This window comes from Kitasatospora sp. NPDC093558 (assembly GCF_040683475.1).
In the GTDB taxonomy this organism is placed as follows: Bacteria; Actinomycetota; Actinomycetes; order Streptomycetales; family Streptomycetaceae; genus Kitasatospora.
This window is the reverse complement of record NZ_JBFBDY010000104.1, coordinates 1-18,391: the sequence shown is the minus strand read 5'-3', so window position 1 is coordinate 18,391 and position 18,391 is coordinate 1. Positions and strand designations below refer to the sequence as shown.

Annotated in this window: 15 protein-coding genes and 1 riboswitch; of the genes, 9 read left to right on the top strand and 6 right to left on the bottom strand. The window is 72.9% G+C overall.

Features of this window, described 5'->3' with window-relative positions:
• The coding region (locus tag AB0O00_RS13580; RefSeq protein ID WP_363651289.1) for an aminotransferase class I/II-fold pyridoxal phosphate-dependent enzyme at positions 1 to 1,052 on the bottom strand (1,052 nt) is incomplete at its 3' end.
• Between the two features lie 35 nt (positions 1,053 to 1,087).
• Here AB0O00_RS13580 and AB0O00_RS13575 point away from each other — a divergent pair.
• The 5 genes from AB0O00_RS13575 to AB0O00_RS13555 all read left to right on the top strand — a co-directional run bounded on the left by AB0O00_RS13575 (position 1,088) and on the right by AB0O00_RS13555 (position 5,682).
• Positions 1,088 to 1,789, top strand: a complete 702-nt coding sequence (locus tag AB0O00_RS13575; RefSeq protein WP_363651287.1) for a pyridoxamine 5'-phosphate oxidase family protein — start codon at positions 1,088 to 1,090, stop codon at positions 1,787 to 1,789.
• Between the two features lie 129 nt (positions 1,790 to 1,918).
• Positions 1,919 to 2,545 carry an FMN-binding negative transcriptional regulator gene (locus tag AB0O00_RS13570; RefSeq protein ID WP_363651285.1) on the top strand — a complete coding sequence of 209 codons (627 nt, stop codon included), beginning with the start codon at positions 1,919 to 1,921 and terminating at the stop codon, positions 2,543 to 2,545.
• A 240-nt stretch (positions 2,546 to 2,785) separates the two neighbouring features.
• A complete protein-coding gene (locus AB0O00_RS13565; protein ID WP_363651283.1) occupies positions 2,786 to 4,198 on the top strand; it encodes a sugar porter family MFS transporter in 1,413 nt (470 codons plus the stop codon).
• Between the two features lie 101 nt (positions 4,199 to 4,299).
• Positions 4,300 to 5,001 carry an alpha/beta fold hydrolase gene (locus tag AB0O00_RS13560; RefSeq protein ID WP_363651281.1) on the top strand — a complete coding sequence of 234 codons (702 nt, stop codon included), beginning with the start codon at positions 4,300 to 4,302 and terminating at the stop codon, positions 4,999 to 5,001.
• Between the two features lie 141 nt (positions 5,002 to 5,142).
• Entirely contained in the window at positions 5,143 to 5,682 is a 540-nt protein-coding gene (locus AB0O00_RS13555) for an HAD domain-containing protein (protein ID WP_363651279.1), read from the top strand.
• Here AB0O00_RS13555 and AB0O00_RS13550 read toward each other — a convergent pair.
• Both AB0O00_RS13550 and AB0O00_RS13545 read right to left on the bottom strand, forming a co-directional pair.
• Positions 5,660 to 6,448, bottom strand: a complete 789-nt coding sequence (locus tag AB0O00_RS13550; RefSeq protein ID WP_363651277.1) for a CPBP family intramembrane glutamic endopeptidase — start codon at positions 6,446 to 6,448, stop codon at positions 5,660 to 5,662. The two genes, AB0O00_RS13555 and AB0O00_RS13550, sit on opposite strands and share 23 nt — an antisense overlap.
• Positions 6,449 to 6,561: 113 nt before the next feature.
• A complete protein-coding gene (locus AB0O00_RS13545) occupies positions 6,562 to 8,067 on the bottom strand; it encodes a glutamate--cysteine ligase (protein WP_363651275.1) in 1,506 nt (501 codons plus the stop codon).
• 369 nt (positions 8,068 to 8,436) lie between these two features.
• On the opposite strand from AB0O00_RS13545, the gene AB0O00_RS13540 reads away from it, so the two are divergent.
• On the top strand, positions 8,437 to 9,009 hold the full coding sequence (locus tag AB0O00_RS13540) for a hypothetical protein (protein WP_363651273.1): 573 nt from the start codon (positions 8,437 to 8,439) through the stop codon (positions 9,007 to 9,009).
• 369 nt (positions 9,010 to 9,378) lie between these two features.
• Positions 9,379 to 9,570 (top strand): DUF5999 family protein, encoded by a 192-nt coding sequence (locus tag AB0O00_RS13535; RefSeq protein ID WP_148641485.1) that lies wholly within the window; start codon positions 9,379 to 9,381, stop codon positions 9,568 to 9,570.
• A gap of 120 nt (positions 9,571 to 9,690) precedes the next feature.
• Here AB0O00_RS13535 and gcvP read toward each other — a convergent pair whose 3' ends face one another.
• On the bottom strand, positions 9,691 to 12,591 hold the full coding sequence (gene gcvP / locus AB0O00_RS13530; RefSeq protein ID WP_363651271.1) for an aminomethyl-transferring glycine dehydrogenase: 2,901 nt from the start codon (positions 12,589 to 12,591) through the stop codon (positions 9,691 to 9,693).
• A 240-nt stretch (positions 12,592 to 12,831) separates the two neighbouring features.
• A riboswitch (glycine riboswitch) is annotated at positions 12,832 to 12,935 on the bottom strand.
• Between the two features lie 224 nt (positions 12,936 to 13,159).
• Here gcvP and AB0O00_RS13525 point away from each other — a divergent pair.
• Positions 13,160 to 14,197 carry a PRC and DUF2382 domain-containing protein gene (locus AB0O00_RS13525; RefSeq protein WP_363651269.1) on the top strand — a complete coding sequence of 346 codons (1,038 nt, stop codon included), beginning with the start codon at positions 13,160 to 13,162 and terminating at the stop codon, positions 14,195 to 14,197.
• Between the two features lie 282 nt (positions 14,198 to 14,479).
• The gene (locus tag AB0O00_RS13520; protein WP_363651267.1) at positions 14,480 to 15,976 is read left to right on the top strand and encodes an MFS transporter; all 1,497 of its coding nucleotides are present in this window, start codon (positions 14,480 to 14,482) and stop codon (positions 15,974 to 15,976) included.
• A gap of 144 nt (positions 15,977 to 16,120) precedes the next feature.
• Here the strand turns inward: AB0O00_RS13520 and AB0O00_RS13515 are convergent, their stop codons facing one another.
• Complete coding sequence (locus AB0O00_RS13515) at positions 16,121 to 17,539, bottom strand: DNA polymerase IV (protein ID WP_363651266.1); 1,419 nt, start codon at positions 17,537 to 17,539, stop codon at positions 16,121 to 16,123.
• Between the two features lie 69 nt (positions 17,540 to 17,608).
• On the bottom strand, positions 17,609 to 18,331 hold the full coding sequence (locus AB0O00_RS13510) for an ElyC/SanA/YdcF family protein (RefSeq protein ID WP_363651264.1): 723 nt from the start codon (positions 18,329 to 18,331) through the stop codon (positions 17,609 to 17,611).
• Positions 18,332 to 18,391 lie beyond the last annotated feature (60 nt).

Sequence of the window (18,391 nt, the reverse complement as noted above, 5' to 3'; positions counted from 1 at the left end):
TAGACGGCGGCCACGGTGGCGACAGGCGCCGCGTCGGTGCGCCAGAGCTCGGCGACGGTCCGCTGGAGCAGGTGGCTGACCCAGCCCGCGCCGAGCCGCAGCCGCCCGGAGACGCGCCCGATGGTGTCCGGGTCGCCGACGGCCACGGACAGCCGCAGGTCGGGCCCGTACGCCTTGGCGGCGGACCGCACGACCACCCAGTGCCGTGAACCGGCGCCGGCCAGCGGGTAGTAGGCCTGGTCGACCATGCCGTGCCCGTGGTCGTCCTCGATCAGCAGCACGCCGGGGTGCCCGGCCAGCACCGCGCGCAGGGCCTCGGCCCGCGCGGCGGTGAGCGCGGCGCCGGTCGGGTTCTGCGCCCGGCTGGTGACGATGACGGCGCGGGCGCCGTCATCGAGCGCCGCGGCGAGCGAGTCGGGCAGCGGGCCCTCGTCGTCGAGCCGGACGGGCGCGGGGCGCAGGCCCATCGCCGGCAGCAGGTCGAGCAGGCTGCCCCAGCCCGGGTCCTCGACGGCCACCGCGTCGCCGGGGCGCAGCCTCGTGCCGAGGATGCGCTCGACGGTGTCGAGGGAGCCGGAGGCGACGGCGATCGGGCCACCGGGCAGGCCGTCGGCCTCGAAGGAGGCACTGGCGAGGGCGAGCAGGCCCGGGTCGACGGAAGGGTGCCCGTAGAGGACGGGGTCGGCGCGGGCGGCTTCGGCCGCGGCGGCGAGGGCCCGGGCGAGGTCGGGCAGGAGGGCCGGGTCGGGGTTGCCGGCGGACAGGTCGCGGGCGTGCGGGGGCACGGGCACGCGGATCTGGTCGCGGGTGGTGAGGGCGGGCCGGGGCAGGATGCGGCTGCCCTTGCGGCCGGCGGTCTCGATCACACCGCGGTCGCGGAGCAGCCGGTAGGCGGCGGCGACGGTGTTGGCGTTGACGCCGAGCTCGGCGGCGAGGTCGCGCAGCGGGGGGAGCGCGGTTCCGGGCGCGAGCTGCCCGCCGCTGACGCCCTGTTCGATGTGGGCCGCGATTTCGCTGGCGCGTCGCCCTTTCAGCGGATAGTCTCCTAGCACAAAGCAAATTATGCACTAGTACATAGAGGTTTGTCATGTCGGTCCCCGCCACGGACAGCACTACGTCGGACAGCAGCACCCCGGACGGCACCACCTACGCCCGTACCGCCCGCACCACCCCGACCCGCTACAAGGACCGCGCCACCTGGGAGCGGGACGCGATCCACGCGATCCTCGACAGCACCTACCTCTGCCACCTCGGCTTCGTCGCCGACGGCGCCCCGGTCGTCCTGCCGACGGTCTACGCCCGCGTCGGCGGCCGCCTGTACATCCACGGTTCCACCGGCAGCCGCCCGCTGCGCGGTGCCAAGGGCGACGAGGGCCTGAAGGTCTGCGTCACCGTCACCCTGGTCGACGCCCTGGTGCTCACCAAGTCCGCGTTCAACCACTCCGTCAACTTCCGCTCGGTGGTGGCCCACGGCACCGCCCACCAGGTCACCGACCCGGAGGAGCTGAACGTCGCGCTGGACGCGCTGGTCGACCAGACCGTCCCGGGCCGCTCGGCCGAGGTCCGTCCGGCCAACGCCAAGGAGCTCGCCGCCACCGCCGTGATCCGCCTCGACCTGGACGAGGTCTCCGCCAAGTCCCGCGACGACGGCGCCAACGACGAGCCCGAGGACGTCGACCTGCCGCACTGGGCCGGCGTCGTCCCCGTGACCAGCGGCTTCGGCACCCCCGCCCCGGCCGCCTCCACTACCGTCCCGCTCCCCGCGCACCTGCGCGAGCTGGTCGGCTGACCACCCGAGGCACCGCACCATCACACCCAGCACCACCACACCCACCACGCCCACACCCACCACGCCCACACCCACCACGCCCACACCCACCACGCCCACACCCACCACCACAGCGAAGCGAACCACCCCATGCTGATCCGTTCCTGGGACCGCGGCGACGAGGCCGAATGGCGCGCCTGGCTGGCCGAAGGCCGGGACTTCGGCCTGCTCGCCGCCAACGGCCGGCAGGACGAGGGCCCCGTCCTGGTCCCGACGCACTTCCTGCTCGACGCCGACCGCGGCGAGATCCTCCTGCACCTCGCCGCGCCCAACCCGCTGCTGGCCGCCGTCCGGGCCGACCCGCACGTCACCCTCGCGGTCACCGACGGCTACGCCTTCGCGCCCGGCCACTGGCGCGGCGAGCCCGGCACGCCCACCAGTTACTACGCGTCCGTCCACTTCCAGTGCACGGCGGAGATCGTGGAGTCGGCGGCGGAGAAGGCGGAGATCCTCAACCGCCAGCTGGCCCACTTCCAGCCCGAGACCCCCGGCACCCGGGTCGTCCCGGGCGAGGGCGAGTTCTCCAGGCTGCTCCCGGGCCTGCGCGGACTGCGCCTGACGGTCCTCCAGGTGCGCGCCAAGTTCAAGTACGACGACAAGAAGCCGGCCGACGAGCAGCACGCGATCGCCGACCGCCTCGCCGAACGCGGCGGCGGCCAAGACGCCCTGGCCCGCACCCAGCTGCTGCGCCGCCACGGACGCCGCACCACCGCCTGAACCCGCGTCGCACCGCCGGCTGAACCCGCGTCACGCCACCGCACGCCGCCGCACACCACTCACCGCTCACCGCACACGCCGGTGAAACCCCGACACCACCGCACCCGATCGGCCCACGAAACCGGGCCTCCACCCCCGGCCGCTGGTCGAATGTGAGACGTACCCTGCCCGCCCGACGGCACCGGCGCCCCGCACGCCGCCACCCCCGCCGGGCGGGCCCGTCCACCTCGGGGAGCGCGCGTGTCGACAGTCAACACCCGGTCCACCACCGGAGAGGCCCACCTCGGACACGTCGTGTTCATCTCCGCGGCCGCGGCGATGGGCGGCTTCCTGTTCGGCTACGACAGCGCCGTGATCAACGGCGCGGTCACCGGCATCCAGAAGCACTTCGGGGTGGGCAACGGCGAGACGGCCTTCGTCGTGGCCATCGCGCTGCTCGGCTCGGCCGGCGGCGCGGTGGTCGCCGGCCGGCTCGCCGACCACCTCGGCCGGGTCCGCACGATGCTGCTGGCCGCGACGCTCTTCGCGATCAGCGGCATCGGTTCGATGTTCCCGCCGAGCATCCAGGTGCTCGCCACCTGGCGCGTGGTGGGCGGCGTCGCGATCGGCATCGCGTCCGTCATCGCCCCCACCTACATCGCCGAGGTCGCCCCGACGGCGTACCGCGGCCGGCTCGCGTCGTTCCAGCAGATGGCGATCGTGCTCGGCATCACCGTCTCCCAGCTGGCCAACTGGGGGCTCAACCAGGCCGCCGGCGGCGCGTCCACCGGCCACCTCGGCGGCATCCAGGCGTGGCAGTGGATGCTCGGCGTGGAGACGATCCCCGCCCTCGTGTACGGGCTGATGGCGCTCTCCATCCCGGAGTCGCCGCGCTACCTGATCGCCGACCACCGCGAGGCGCAGGCCCGCAAGGTGCTCACGGAGGTCGAGGGCGAGGGGGTCGACCTGGACGCCCGGGTCGCGGAGATCCGCGCCGTCCTGGAGTCCGCGCACAAGCCGCGCCTGCGGGACCTGCTCGGCGGGCGTTTCGGCCTGCTGCCGATCGTCTGGGTGGGCATCGGCGCCTCGGCGTTCCAGCAGTTCGTCGGCATCAACGTGATCTTCTACTACTCGTCGTTCCTCTGGCAGTCGGTCGGCATCAACGAGTCCAACTCGCTGCTGATCAGCCTCTCCACCTCGATCATCAACGTGATCGGCACGGTGATCGCGATGGCGCTGGTGGACCGGATCGGCCGCAAGCCGCTCGCCCTCGCCGGCTCGATCGGCATGGCGCTCGCGCTCGGCACCGCCGCGTGGGCGTTCTCCTACCGGCACGGCACCGGCGACACCGCGACCCTCGACAACACCCACGCCACCGTCGCCCTGGTCGCCGCGCACGTCTTCGTGCTCTGCTTCGCCTTCTCCTGGGGCGTCGTGGTCTGGGTGCTGCTCGGCGAGATGTTCCCCAACCGGATCCGCGCCCTCGCCCTGTCCGTCGCCGCCTCGGCCCAGTGGATCGCCAACTGGGCCATCACCGTGAGCTTCCCGGACCTCGCCGACTGGAACCTCTCGGCGACGTACGTGATCTACGCGGCCTTCGCCCTGCTGTCGATCCCGTTCGTGGCCTTCTGCATCAGGGAGACCAAGGGCCGCGCCCTGGAGGAAATGGGCTGACCCCACCCGACCCCACCCGACCCCACCCGACCTCCCCCTCTCCCCTCCCCCTCCCCTTCCCCACGACCGCCGCACACGGCCCGACCCACCGAGAGGAAGCCATGCCTGACCACGGCGGCTCCCGGCAGAACGTCACCTTCCCGAGCAACGGCCGTACCGCGCACGGCTACCTGGCCCGCCCGCCCCAGGGCGTCGGCCCCGGCCTCGTCGTCGTGCAGGAGTGGTGGGGCCTCACCTCCCACATCGCCGACATGGCCGACCGCTTCGCCACCGAGGGCTTCACCGTCCTCGCGCCCGACCTCTTCGGCGGCGCGACGACCCACGACAGCGCCGAAGCCGCCCGCCTCAGGCGCGAACTGCCCGTCGAGCGCGCCGTGACGGACCTCGCCGGCGCCGTCGACCACCTGCTCGCGCTGGACGGCGTCGTCGGCGACGCGGTCGGCGTGGTCGGCTTCTGCATGGGCGGCGGCTTCGCCCTGCTGCTGGCCGCCCGCGCCGGCGACAAGGTGGCCGCCGCCGTCCCCTTCTACGGCCTCCCGCCCGACCCGGACTTCGACTACCGCGGCCTCACCGCCCACGTCCTCGGCCACTTCGGCGAACACGACCGCTCGATCCCGGTGACCGCCGTCGACGAGGCGGCGACCCGCATCGGCGAGGCCACCGACATCCGCCCGGAGATCCACTTCTACCCGGCCGGGCACGCCTTCATGAACGACGAGAACCTGATCGGCACCTACGACGCCCTCCAGGCCCGCACCGCCTGGCGCCGCACCCTGACCTTCCTCCGGGGCCACCTCGGATAGCCACCTCAGGCGGCCTCGGGTAGCCGCACCCGGCCCCCCGAGCGCCCCCTGCGCCCCGCGTGCGCCCGGCGGTGCGCAACCACCGGCGCACGCGGTTCGTCCGACGTGGTGAGTCAATCACCGCCACCTGGGGGGCCATTGGTGCCGAAGCCACTGCTGTTCCTGGACGTCGACGGCGTCCTCAACCCGGTCTGCCCGCACCCCGACGCCGGGTTCGACACCCACACCCTGCTCGGCTACTCGGTCCTGCTCTCCGCCCGCCACGGCGACTGGCTGCGCGAACTCGCCGGCACGTACGAGCTCGTGTGGGCCACCACGTGGGAGGAGCACGCCAACACCCACATCGCCCCCGCGATCGGCCTGCCCGAGCTCCCGTTCGTCCGCTTCACCGGCTACGTCCCGCAGCCCGACGATCCGCGCGTCCCCCTCATGCAGCTGTTCTCGTCCCGCAAGTGGGCCCCGCTGCTGCGCTACGCCGACGGCCGTCCGTTCGCCTGGGTGGACGACGTCATCCCCGGGCGCCTGGTGCGCAATTCGCTGTGGCGCCGCGACCGCGTCCTCCTGCCCATCGACCCCGGCCAGGGCCTCGAACGCCGCCACGTCGACCGCCTCCTCTCCCGCCCGCCGCGCGCCCTGGCCCGGCTCTCCGCCAACCCGGTCAAGGGGTCGGCAGCCAACTGACGTTCCCGGCGAGCACCGCGTACCCGACGAAGGCCACCGTGTCGATCAGCGCGTGCGCCATCACCAGCGGCATCACCCGCCCCCACCGCCGGTACGCCAGGCAGAACACCGCGCCCATCACCATGTTGCCGACCAGCCCGCCGACCCCCTGGTACAGGTGGTACGAGCCGCGCAGCACCGAACTCGCGACCACCGCCGCCGGCCACGACCACCCCAACTGCCCCAGCCGGCGCAGCAGGTAGCCGAGGACGACGACCTCCTCCAGGATCGCGTTCTGCCACGCCGAGAGGACGAGCACCGGCACCCGCCACCACACGTCCGGCAGCCCCGACGGCGCCACCTTCAGGTTGTACCCGGCCGCCTGCGAGGCCAGGTACAGCAGCAGCCCGGACCCGCCGATCACGGCGGCGACGACCGCGCCGCGCCCCAGGTCCCGCAGCTTCTGCCGCAGGTCGAAGCCCAGCACCCGCAGCGCGGCGCCCTCGCGCACCAACAGGTAGCCGACCAGGACGACCGGCATCAGCCCGCGCCCGATGTAGTACAGCTGCAACGCGAGGTCGAGCCAGGGCCGCTTGGGCGCCTGTGAGGCGTTCAGCGTCGCGACCTGCTCGCCGATCGAGAGCGGCGCGGTGAGCGAGCCCGCGAAGTCGATCACCGCCCGGATGCCGCTGGCCCCGAGCGACAGCCCGAGGACGATCAGCAGCTCGGCGCCCAGCAGGCGGCGCGTCGGCCGCGCGGTCTCCGGTTCGGTCGGGACGGTGGTCACGGGCGGGCTCCAGTGCGGCGATCAGGCCTCCGGCCGTCGGCCGACCACCGGAGCGATCATCCTGACACAGCGGCCGGACGATCCAACCGCCGATCCCCCCCGCCCGCAGGCGCCTACCCCACCGGCCAGGTGTGCACCGGCTCGCCGCCCCGCATGTGCTCGATGTACCGCCGGGTCATCGCCGCGAGCGCCGCCGGCCGGTCCATCCCGTACTGCTCCCGCAGCCGGTGGAAGGTCGCGCTCTGCCAGGACGCGCCGTTGGTCCGCCGCAGGCACCGCTGCTCGATGATCCCCAGGTAGCGGTCCCGGTCGGCCGGCTCCACGCCCCACGCGTCCAGCCCCTGGTACGCCATCGGCAGCAGCTCGCCCAGCACCAGGTCGACCGCGGACACCGTGGTCAGCCCGCCGCCGCGCCCCGCCCGGCCCGACCGCGGCCACTGGAAGACGGCGTCGACGCCGTACCGCGCCGCCTGCCGGAAGTTCTCGTCCGCCCGGTCGAACGGCAGCCTGGTCCACACCGGCCGCGGCTGCTCGGCCAGCACCCGCACCACCCCGTAGTAGAAGGCCGCGTTCGCCAGCGTGTCGGCGACGGTCGGCCCGGCCGGCAGCGCCCGGTTCTCCACCCGCAGGTGCGGCACGCCGCCGCTGACGTCGTACACCGGCCGGTTCCACCGGTAGATCGTCCCGTTGTGCAGCCGCATCTCCGCCAGCCGGGGCGCGCCGCCGGAGGCCAGCACCTTCAGCGGGTCCTCGTCGTCGCAGATCGGCAGCAGCGCCGGGAAGTACCGCAGGTTCTCCTCGAAGAGGTCGTACGCCGAGTCCACCCAGCGCTCGCCGAACCACGTGATCGGGCGTACGCCCTGCGCCTTGAGCTCCGCCGAACGGGTGTCGCAGGCCTGCTGGAACAGCACCGGCCGGGTCTCGCGCCACAACTCCCGCCCGAACAGGAACGGCGAGTTGGCACCCAGCGCGAGCTGCGGCCCGCAGATCGCCTGCGCCGCGTTCCACACCGAGGAGAACCGCTGCGGCGTCACCTGGAGGTGCAGCTGCAGCGAGGTCGCCGCCGCCTCCGCCACCATGGTGATCGACTCCAGCTGGAGGCGCTCGACGCCCTCGATGTCCAGCGAGATGTCCTCGCCGCGCGCGGCCAGGATCTGGTCGCTGAGCAGGCTGTACCGCTGGTTGTGGGACATCGCGTCCAGCCCGGTGTGGTCGTGCTCCAGCGTCGGCAGGATGCCCACCATGACGATCCGCGCGCCCGCCTCGGCCGCCCGCCGGTCGGCGTAGCGCAGCCCGGTGTCGATCTCCTCGCGCAGCTCCTCGAAGACGTGCCCGCCCAGCCGGTGCGGCGCGATGTTCACCTCGATGTTGAACCGGCCGAGTTCGGTCTGGAAGTCGCTGGAGCCGATCGAGCTCAGCACCTGCGCGTTGCGCATCACCGGCAGTCCCTGCTCGTCCGCCAGGTTGAGCTCGATCTCCACGCCCATCACCGCGCGCGGCCGGTCGAAGCGGTCCTCGCGCAGCATCCGACCGAGCGCGTCGAGACAGGCCTGGAGCTTTCGCCGGTACAGCTGCCGGTCCGCCAGGTCCGCTCGCGTCGCCACGACCTTCTCGCCCATGGTCCCCTCCTCCTGAGCCGCCGGCCCGACCGACCGTGCCAGACATCATGCCCACCCGGAAGATCGATACCCGAAGGCGCGTACGGGCTTGCAATGCAAGGAAACTGACGACTATTCAGAGTATCTGCCGACTTGCCCGCGGCCACCGCCTGTGATAAACAGGTCACCCTGCGCACCTGTTCGATAGAATTCGCACTGCGCTCCGGCCGGTCCGCTCCCCGCCCCGAGGCCCTCGTCGAGGGCGGCGACCGCGCCGGCTCCGCGATCCTGCACAACCGGACACGGCCAGGTCCCGTCACCGATGACACACCGCGCCACGCCGGTATGCCGCACTCGCACGCCGATCTCACACGGAGAGGCGACCTCGCCATGACTCTGCAGACCCCGCAACCCCCGCCGAGCGCCCTGCGCGCGGTCCTCGCCGCACTCGACTCGGAGACCGCGCTGCGCCAGCCCGCCGCCGCAGCGCTGCGTCATCCGGCCGGCCCCCTGCTGCCCGCGCACCCGCTCGCCGTCCACGTCCTGGAGGGCCCGCGCCCCGAGCTCACGGCCGCCCGGCGGACGGGCTGGCGCTTCCTGATCAAGGACGGCGCCGACGTGGCCGCCGCCGCGGAGGTGGTGCTGGACATCGAGGGCCACACGTTCTCCCACTTCACCGCCGGCCCCTACCTGGACTCCACCGTCCGGGCGCTGCGCCAGGCCTGGCAGCTCGCACAGGGCTCCCGGGTCCGCCACCAGCCCCGCCTGCTGACCTTCCCCGGCCAGTACGCGACGGCGCTGTGGCTGCACAGCCCCGACGCCGGCCCGGCCGCCGACCTGCTGATCCCGCTCGCCCCGGCGCCGCTCGGCGTCACCGCGCACCGCGCGTACCCGGCCGCCGAGCTCCTCCCGCTGCTCGCGCGCGCCCCGCTCGTCAAGCCGCTGCTCCTCGGCACCTCCTGACCCGCGGACCCCTGCCGCTCCCCCCTACCCCGGGCTTCCCCGGACCCCTCACTCACCCGAACGGGTCACCGTCCATGGCCCCGACGGGTCACCTTGCGCCTGACCCGTTTGTGCGTCATTCCCGGCTGAGCCCACCTGAACGGGTGATCTCTGCCCGGGAGTTGTGGCGCATGTCACGAAATCGCTGCGCGCGCGTCCGTAGATGCCGACACTGGGAACCAGCGTGGAAGGACCACCTGTCCTACCCACTTGAGCGCCGCTCAACACCTGGTCGGCGCGCGGACAGGATCCGACTGCGCGGCGGTTCCCGACGGCACGCCGTCGGCGACCGCCCCACGGGGAGGATCGCAGAGCGAAGCGAGGGTACGTATGTGCCAGCACCGTCCTGAGTGCCCGTCGGCCGAGTCCGAGGACCGCGAGGCGGCCGTGCCGGTGGCCTGCCACCCGGAGCAGGGCTGGAGCCTGCTCTGCAACGGCGTCCTCCTGTTCGAGGACACCGGAGAGCTGCTGCCCGACGGCCGGGTGATCGCGCCGCGCCGCCCGGTCGCCCACGCGGCCTGACCTCGCGGTCCGACCGTACGCACGCACCACCACCAAAGCGCGGGGGCAGCCCACGAACGGGGCAGGGCCCCGGCGGATCATCCCGCCGGGGCCCTGCCAGTCACACCTGCCGGGGCAGGATCAGACGCCGTACTCGTCCAGCGGCGGGCACGAGCAGACCAGGTTGCGGTCGCCGTACGCGCCGTCGATCCGGCTGACCGGCGGCCAGTACTTGTCCGCCGGGTTCACGCCGGCCGGGAAGACGGCCTCCTGGCGCGAGTAGCCGTGCGCCCAGTCACCGGCCAGCGTGGCGGCGGTGTGGGGGGCGTTGCACAGCGGGTTGTCGTCGGCGGCCCACTCGCCCGAGCCGACCTTCTCGATCTCGGCGCGGATCGCGATCATCGTGTCGCAGAACCGGTCGATCTCGTGCAGGTCCTCGGACTCGGTCGGCTCGATCATCAGCGTCCCGGCCACCGGGAACGACATCGTCGGCGCGTGGAAGCCGTAGTCGATCAGGCGCTTGGCGATGTCGTCCACCGTCACGCCCGTCTCCTTGGTGAGCGGACGCAGGTCGATGATGCACTCGTGCGCGACCAGCCCGCCGGGACCGGTGTAGAGCACCGGGAAGTGCGGGGCCAGGCGCTTGGCGATGTAGTTGGCGTTCAGCACGGCGACCTGGGTCGCGTGCTTGAGGCCCTCGCCGCCCATCAGCCGGACGTACGCCCAGGAGATCGGCAGGATCGCCGCCGAGCCCCACGGCGCCGCCGAGATCGGGCCGACACCGGTGGCCGGACCGGCCTCCTCCTGCAGCGGGTGGTTCGGCAGGTACGGCGCCAGGTGGGCGCGCACCCCGACCGGGCCGACGCCCGGGCCGCCGCCGCCGTGCGGGATGCAGAAGGTCTTGTGCAGGTTCAGGTGCGAGACGTCCGCGCCGAACTTGCCCGGCTTGGCGAGGCCGACCAGGGCGTTCAGGTTGGCGCCGTCCACGTACACCTGGCCACCGGCCTCGTGCACCAGGGCGCAGATCTGGGTGATCTCGGTCTCGTACACGCCGTGGGTGGACGGGTAGGTGACCATCAGCACGGACAGGCTGTCGCGGTGCTGCTCGATCTTGGCCTTCAGGTCCTCGACGTCCACGTCGCCGTCGACGAGGGTCTTGACCACGACGACCCGCATGCCGGCCATCACGGCCGAGGCCGCGTTGGTGCCGTGCGCGGAGGACGGGATCAGGCAGACATCGCGCTGGGTGTCGCCGTTGGCGTGGTGGTAGGCGCGGACGGCCAGCAGGCCGGCCAGCTCGCCCTGCGAGCCGGCGTTCGGCTGGATCGAGACGGCGTCGTAGCCGGTCACCTCGACCAGCTGCTGCTCCAGCTGGCGGATCAGGGTCAGGAAGCCCTGGGCCTGGTCGATCGGCGCGAACGGGTGCAGCTGGCCGAACTCCGGCCAGGTCACCGGCTCCATCTCGGTGGTCGCGTTGAGCTTCATGGTGCAGGAGCCCAGCGGGATCATGCCGCGGTCCAGCGCGTAGTCCCGGTCCGACAGGCGGCGCAGGTAGCGCAGCATGGCGGTCTCCGAGCGGTGGCTGTGGAAGACCGGGTGGGTGAGGTACTCGTCCTCGCGCAGCAGCGCGGCGGGCAGCGCCTCGGCGGTCTCGGCGGCCTCGACGGCGGGCACGCCGAACGCGGCCCAGACGCCGGCCAGGTGCTCGCGGGTGGTGGTCTCGTCGGTGGAGACCGAGATCCGGTCCTCGCCGTCCTGGAAGACGTTGATGCCGTTGGCGCGGGCGGCGGCGGCGATCTCGGCGGCGCGGCCCGGGACGACGGCGGTCACGGTGTCGAAGAACTCGCCGTGCAGCAGCTCGACGCCGCCGGCCCGCAGGCCCTCGGCGAGGGCGGCGGCGTAGCGGTGGGTGCGGCGGGCGATGTCGGCCAGGCCGTCCGGGCCGTGGTAGACGGCGTACATCGAGGCCATGACGGCGAGCAGCACCTGGGCGGTGCAGATGTTGCTGGTGGCCTTCTCGCGGCGGATGTGCTGCTCGCGGGTCTGCAGCGCCAGGCGGTAGGCGCGGTTGCCGTCCGAGTCGACGGAGACGCCGACCAGGCGGCCGGGCAGCGAGCGGGCGTACTCGGCGCGCACCGACAGGTAGCCGGCGTGCGGGCCGCCGAAGCCCATCGGCACGCCGAAGCGCTGCGAGGTGCCGCAGGCGATGTCGGCGCCGAGCGAGCCGGGCGACTTGAGCAGGGTCAGCGCCAGCAGGTCGGCGGCGACCGCGACGATCGCGCCGAGGCCGTGGGCCTGCTCGATGACGGGGGTGAGGTCGCGCACGACACCGGTGGCGCCCGGGTACTGGAGCAGCACGCCGAAGACGCCGCGCTCGGCGATCTCGGCCGGGATGCCCGCGGAGAGGTCGGCGACGACGACCTCGACACCGGTCGGCACGGCGCGGGTGTTGATCACCGCGATGGTCTGCGGCAGGGTCTCGGCGTCGACCAGGAAGACGCCGCCCTTGACCTTGGTGACGCGCCGGGCCAGCGCCATCGCCTCGGCGGCGGCGGTGCCCTCGTCGAGCAGCGAGGAGCCCGAGGTGGGCAGGCCGGTCAGGTCGGAGACCAGGGTCTGGAAGTTGAGCAGCGCCTCCAGGCGGCCCTGCGAGATCTCCGGCTGGTACGGGGTGTACGCGGTGTACCAGGCCGGGTTCTCCAGGACGTTACGCAGGATCACCGGCGGGGTGAAGGTGCCGTAGTAGCCCAGGCCGATCATCGGCTGGAGCACCCGGTTGCGGCCGGCCAGCTCGCGCAGCTCGGCGAGGACCTGGGCCTCGCTGCGGCCGGCGGGCAGGTCCAGGCCCGTGATGGAACGGATCGCCTCGGGCACGGCGGTGGCGGCGAGCTCGTCCAGCGAGCCGTAGCCGACCTGGGCCAGCATCTTCTCCTGCGCGGCGGCGTCGGGGCCGATGTGGCGGTTCTCGAAGGGGCTGGCCTGCTCGAGCTCGGTGAGGGTGACGGCGCCGCTCGGGCGTCCCGCGTTCGACTGGGCGTTCATGGTGGTCGAGGCCTCCTGGTCACGGACCGGCGGGGGTACGCACGCCGGTCGGCCTGCACCGCTGCGGACAGCGGGTGGGCCTGCTGGCGGGCGGACCCGACAGGCCTCCCCCTCTGTCATCGGGACCTGAGAGCTTCGCCCGCACGGCGCGCCGTGGGCGCCCCGCCGGCTTGCACCGTCGGTGAGGGTGGTGGCCGTCGGCTCCCTCGCCGGCGGTCCTGCCCTGCTTTCCAGAGTGACCTATCCCACACGGTACGGATGCCTGAGAGATTCCGGGGAGGAGTTGCTCCTTCGGCGCCCCGACCAGCGGTTTTCGCCTTCGGGGACTCTCCCGAGCGGGCTCGGCGGTCGGGGCCCAGGGTACCAGCGGGAGCCCGTTCGATCACGGGTGTGTCCGGTCACTCGGGGTCTACGCGCGTCCCCCGAACGGCCCACCCCGCAGCCCGTCCGGCCGCACCCCGCTCGCGGCCGTCCGGTTGATGGCTTTTGGTGTGAAGTGGCGGACGGTTCGGGTGCTCCGGCCGCCGTCCTGCGGGCGTTCCGCAGGCGCAGCGCACTGGAGGAAAGAGTGCAAACCGATATCGACCCCCGCGACCTGATCGGCCACAAGGCGGTCGACCGCAACGGAGACAAGATCGGCACCGTCGACGAGGTGTACCTGGACGACGCCACCGGCCGGCCGGAGTGGGCCGCCGTCCGCACCGGCATCTTCGGCCGGGACGCCTTCGTCCCGCTCACCACGAGCGAGTTCTCCGGCGACGAGCTCCGCGTGCCGTACGACAAGTCGCTGGTCAAGGACTCGCCGGACTTCGGCGTCGGCCAGCACCTGTCGCCGGCCCAGGAGCTCCAGCTCTACCGCTACTACGGCCTCGACACCCCCGTGAACGGCCGGCCGACGAACGGCGACGCCGGGCCCCCGAAGCCCGACCTCGACTTCGGCACCACCGCGGCCGCCACCACCACCACGACGGTCGCCCCCATGACCACGACCACCCTCACCACCGCTCCCACCACGACCGCCACGGAGGCCAACGTGCGGACCCTCAGCACCCCCGCGCCCGCCGCCGCCCCGTTGGCGGCCCCGACCACGACCGCACCATCCCCCGCCGTCCAGCCCACGGCCCAGCCCAGCGTCCAGCCCAAGCCGCAGGCCGCGCCGGCGACCGAGGCCCCGTCCGCCCCCAGCGGCCCGGTCGAGATCACCTGCCGCGAGGAGCGGCTGGACATCACCACCGAGTGGCACGTGCTGGGCACGGCGAAGCTGCGCAAGTACGTGACGAGCGAGCAGGTCGAGCGCCGAGTCCCGGTGGTCCGCGAGCGGGTCCGGGTGGAGCGGATGCCGGTGGGCGACGCCGAGCGGGCGGCCCTCACCGACAAGGAGATCGCCGAGGCGGTGGAGGAGGTGACCCTGCGCGAGGAGCGCCCGGTGGTCCGCAAGTACCTCGCCCCGGTCGAGCGCGTCCGCCTCGTCGTCGAGCGCTACACGGCGGAAGAGGTCATCCACGACGAACTCCGCCGCGAGAACGTCGAGATCCACGACGACACCCCCGCCACCCCCAACGGCACCCCCACCCCCAACGGAGCCTCCCTCCGCCCCCTCTCCTGAGCAACCCCCTCAAAGGCTCCCGGCCCCCACCGGGAGCCTTTCCCATGCCCCCGACCACCACCCCCCACCCAGCACAGACGCCCCCGCCCCCACCCGCCGCTCCCCCTCTGCCAAACCCCACCACTCCACCCCACCCCCCACCCCCAGCCCGCCGCAGGCGCCCCCCAACCCCCACCCGCCGCTCCCCCTTTGCCAAACCTTAACCACTCGATATTTGACACTCTGAAGTATCTCCCTGCATGGTTATTTCAGTTCATTCACTATGTACGGGAGGAAGCAACCGTGAGTGAGGCACCACAGCCCACCACCGCGGCCGAGAAGCAGAGCAGCACCCGGGTCCTGCCGGCCCTCATCCTGGCGATGCTGTCGTTCAGCGTGGTGCAGACCGCGGTCGTCCCGATCCTGCCGTCACTGGCCAAGGAACTGGACGTCTCCGGCTCCAACATCACCTGGCTGATGACCGCCAACCTGCTCTCCGCCGCCGTGCTGACTCCCCTCCTGGGCCGCTTCGGCGACCTCCGGGGCCGCAAGCCGATGCTGCTGATCTCGCTGGCCGGTCTGGTCGCCGGTTCGGCGCTCGCCGTCAGCACCCACTCGTTCAGCCTGCTGATCGTCGCCCGCGTCCTGCAGGGCGCCGGCGGTGGCGTGATGCCGCTGGCGATCAGCATCGTCCGCGACGAGCTGCCCAAGCAGAAGGTGACCGGCGGCGTCGCCGCCATCAGCGCCTCGATGGGCGTCGGCTCCGGCCTCGGCCTGGTCGCCACCGGTCTCCTGCTGGAGCACTGGAACTACAAGTCGATCTTCTGGATGGGCCTGGTCTTCGGCCTGATCGCCGTCGCCCTGGTCGCCTTCCGCGTCCCGACCGACCCGGTGACCGACAAGGAGGGCGGCGCCGACCCGCTCGGCGCCCTCACCCTGGCCGGCTGGCTCTCCGCCCTGCTGGTCGCGGTCAGCCAGGGCAACCACTGGGGCTGGACCTCCACCAAGACCCTGGGCCTGTTCGCCGTCGCCGCCGTGGTCGCCCTGATCTGGGGCGTCATCGAGGTCAAGGTCGCCCACCCGCTGGTGGACCTGAGCATGATGTCCCGCCCCGCGGTCGCCTTCACCAACCTGGCCGGCTTGCTGATCGGCTTCGGCATGTACGGCTCGTTCATGGTCATCAGCAACTTCTCGCAGACCCCCGAGAAGCTGGCCCACTACGGCTTCACCGCCACCGTGCTGCACGCCGGCGTCATGCTGCTGCCGTCCGCGATCGGCTCGATGGTCGCCGCCCCGGTCGGCGCGATGCTGATCGCCCGCCGCGGCCCGCGTCTGCCGCTGGTCCTCGGTGGCGTCCTCGGCGCCGTCGCGATGGCCTACCTGGCGCTGCGTCACAGCCACGAGGGCGACATCTACACCGCCTCCGCCATCTTCGGCCTCGGCATCGGCCTCGCCTTCGCCGCGATGCCGGCGTACATCAACGGCGCCGTCCCGGTCGAGCAGAGCGGCATCGCCAACGGCATGAACTCGGTGCTGCGCACCGTCGGCGGCGCGATCGGCACCGCCGTCATGACCGCCATCCTGACCGGCGACACCATGAAGCTCCCGATCAAGATCCCGGTGCAGCTGCCGACCCTGGACGCCTACAAGCACGCGTTCTGGACCACTGCCGTGGTCTGCATCATCGCCGGTGTCGTCCCGTTCCTGATCCGCACCGTCAAGTCCGTCCCCGCGGTCACCGCCTCCGGTGCCCCGGCCGGGCAGGCCCCCAGCGACAAGCTGGTCAAGACCGACGCCTGACGAGGCGTCCGCCCCCGCGCTCAGGGACAGGGCGCGGGGGCTCGGTCCTCACACGGTCGGGAGGGCATCGCGACCGCCCGAGGACCGGCAACGGAACGCGGCCCCATCTGGTACTCCCCTTCCAGGTGGGGCCGCAGCGCGTTCTCAGCCATGTTCTTCCTCGCCGTCGTCGCCCCCGTCGCCGACCTGCCGGCCGCCCCAGTCCTCCCCCTCGACCAGCGGCAACGGCCGCGACGGCGCCAGGTCGGGGTCGTCCACCGAGAAGGTCCGCACCCGCCCCGGCTCGCTCCACGGCGTCTCGAACCGCACGGTCACCCGCCCGACACCGCTCCCCTGCACCCACCCCGGCCCGTACTCCGCGTGGTGGACGTCCTGCCCGGGCATCCAGCGCCGCACGGAGGGCGCCTCCGGCTCCTCCGCGGCCTCGCTCTCCTCCCCGGCGTGTTCGAGCGCGGCCTCCTCCCGGACGGCCTGGGCGAACAGGTCCTCCTGGGTGTAGTCCGCGAGTTGGGAGACGCCGACGCCGAGCAGCCGCACCCCGCCGGTGATGTCCACCTGGGAGGCCAGCCGGCGCGCCGTCTCGGTGATCACCGTCTCGTCGTCCGTCGGCCCGCGCAGCGTCTCCGAACGGGTGAGGGTGGAGAAGTCGAAGCGGCGGACCTTGAGCACCACCGTCCGACCCGAGCGCCCGGCCGCCCGCAGCCGCCGCACACACCGCGCGGCCAGCACCTCGACCTCGCGCAGCACGCGGTCCCGGTCGGCCAGGTCCACCTCGAAGGTGTCCTCCACCGACACCGACTTGGCGTCCTGGTCGGCCACCACGGGCCGGTCGTCGAGCCCTATCGACATGGCGTACACGCCGCTGCCGTGGGCCTTGCCGAGCAGCTGGACGAGCTCCGCCTCCCCCGCGTCCGCGAGGTCGGCCACCGTGCTCAGCCCAGCCCGCCGCAGCACCTGCTCGGTGGCCGGCCCGATCCCGGGCAACGCCCGCACCGGCATCGGGCCGAGCACGGCCCGCTCCTGCCCGGGCTCGATCAGCACCAGCCCGTCCGGCTTGGCCCGCTCGGAGGCGATCTTCGCCATCAGCTTGGACCCGGCCGCCCCGACCGACCCGGTCACCCCGGTGTGCCGTCGGATGTCGGCCCGCAGGTCCTCCGCGAGCGCGAGCACCAGCCGCTCCCCCGTCGCGTGGTCGGCCTCGGCCAGCGCAGGACCGTACGGGCCGGCCTCCAGATCGACGAACGCCTCGTCCAGGCTCAGCGGCTGCACCAGCGGCGACAGCTCCCGCAGCAGGCCCATGACGATGTCGCTGACCTGCCGGTACGCCTCGAACCGCCCGGTCAGGAAGGCCGCGTTCGGACACAGTCGGCGCGCCTGGGCCGTCGGCATCGCCGAATGCACCCCGAACTTCCGCGCCTCGTACGACGCGGTGGAGACGACCCCACGCCCGCCCACTCCGCCGACGATCACCGGCTTGCCGCGCAGGCTCGGCTTGGCCGCCTGCTCCACCGCCGCGAAGAAGGCGTCCATGTCGAGGTGGATGATGCTCGGCAGTGATCGCACCCGCCGATCATGCCGCACGGGTCCGACAGTGCGTACGAACCCGGCCGAGCCCCGGCCGCTACCCCGCCGCTACCGCTTGGCGGCCTGCGCCAGCGCCTTCGGGATCCCGTCCTCCGCGGGCCCGAGGAACACGGGGTCCGGCCGCATCCAGGCGCTCAGCGCCGCCTTGCCCGCCCCCGGGATCTCCCGCAGGCCGCCGTACAGCCACGTCACGTCGTGCAGCTCGGGCACCCCGACGGCGTACGCGTCGATCCCGGCCGCCTCGCACAGCGCCAGCGCCCGCCGGACGTGGAAGTCCTGGCTCACCAGCACCGCGCGGTCCACCCCGAAGATCCGGTGCGCCCGGGTGCAGGAGTCCCACGTGGTGAAGCCCGCGTAGTCCCGGACCACCCGCCCCTCCGGGACGCCGTGGTCGACGAGGTAGCGGAACATCGCGTCGGGCTCGCTGTACTCCACCCGCCCGTTGTCGCCGGTCACCAGGATCGCCTGGACCTTCCCCTCCCGGTACAGGTCCAGCGCCCCCACCAGCCGGTGCTCCAGATAGGGCGTCGGCTGACCGCGGTCCAGCCCGGCCCCGAAGACGACCGCCACCGGCGCCGACGGCGCGGACTCCACCGTGCCCACCCGGTCCCCCGCCGTGAGCCACAGCCACGAGATCGGAGCCAGCGCCACCGCACAGAAGAGGACGGCAAGTTGGTAGATCCTGCGCTGGGCCCGCCGCCGCCGCAGCCGCACCGCCCACTGCCCGGCCCGGCGCCGCAGCAGCCCAGCTATCCCGGAGCCGAACCTCACGTGCCCTCCCTAGATCGTTCCACCAGGCACCACGACGAGGCCGCGGGCCCGGACGGTTCC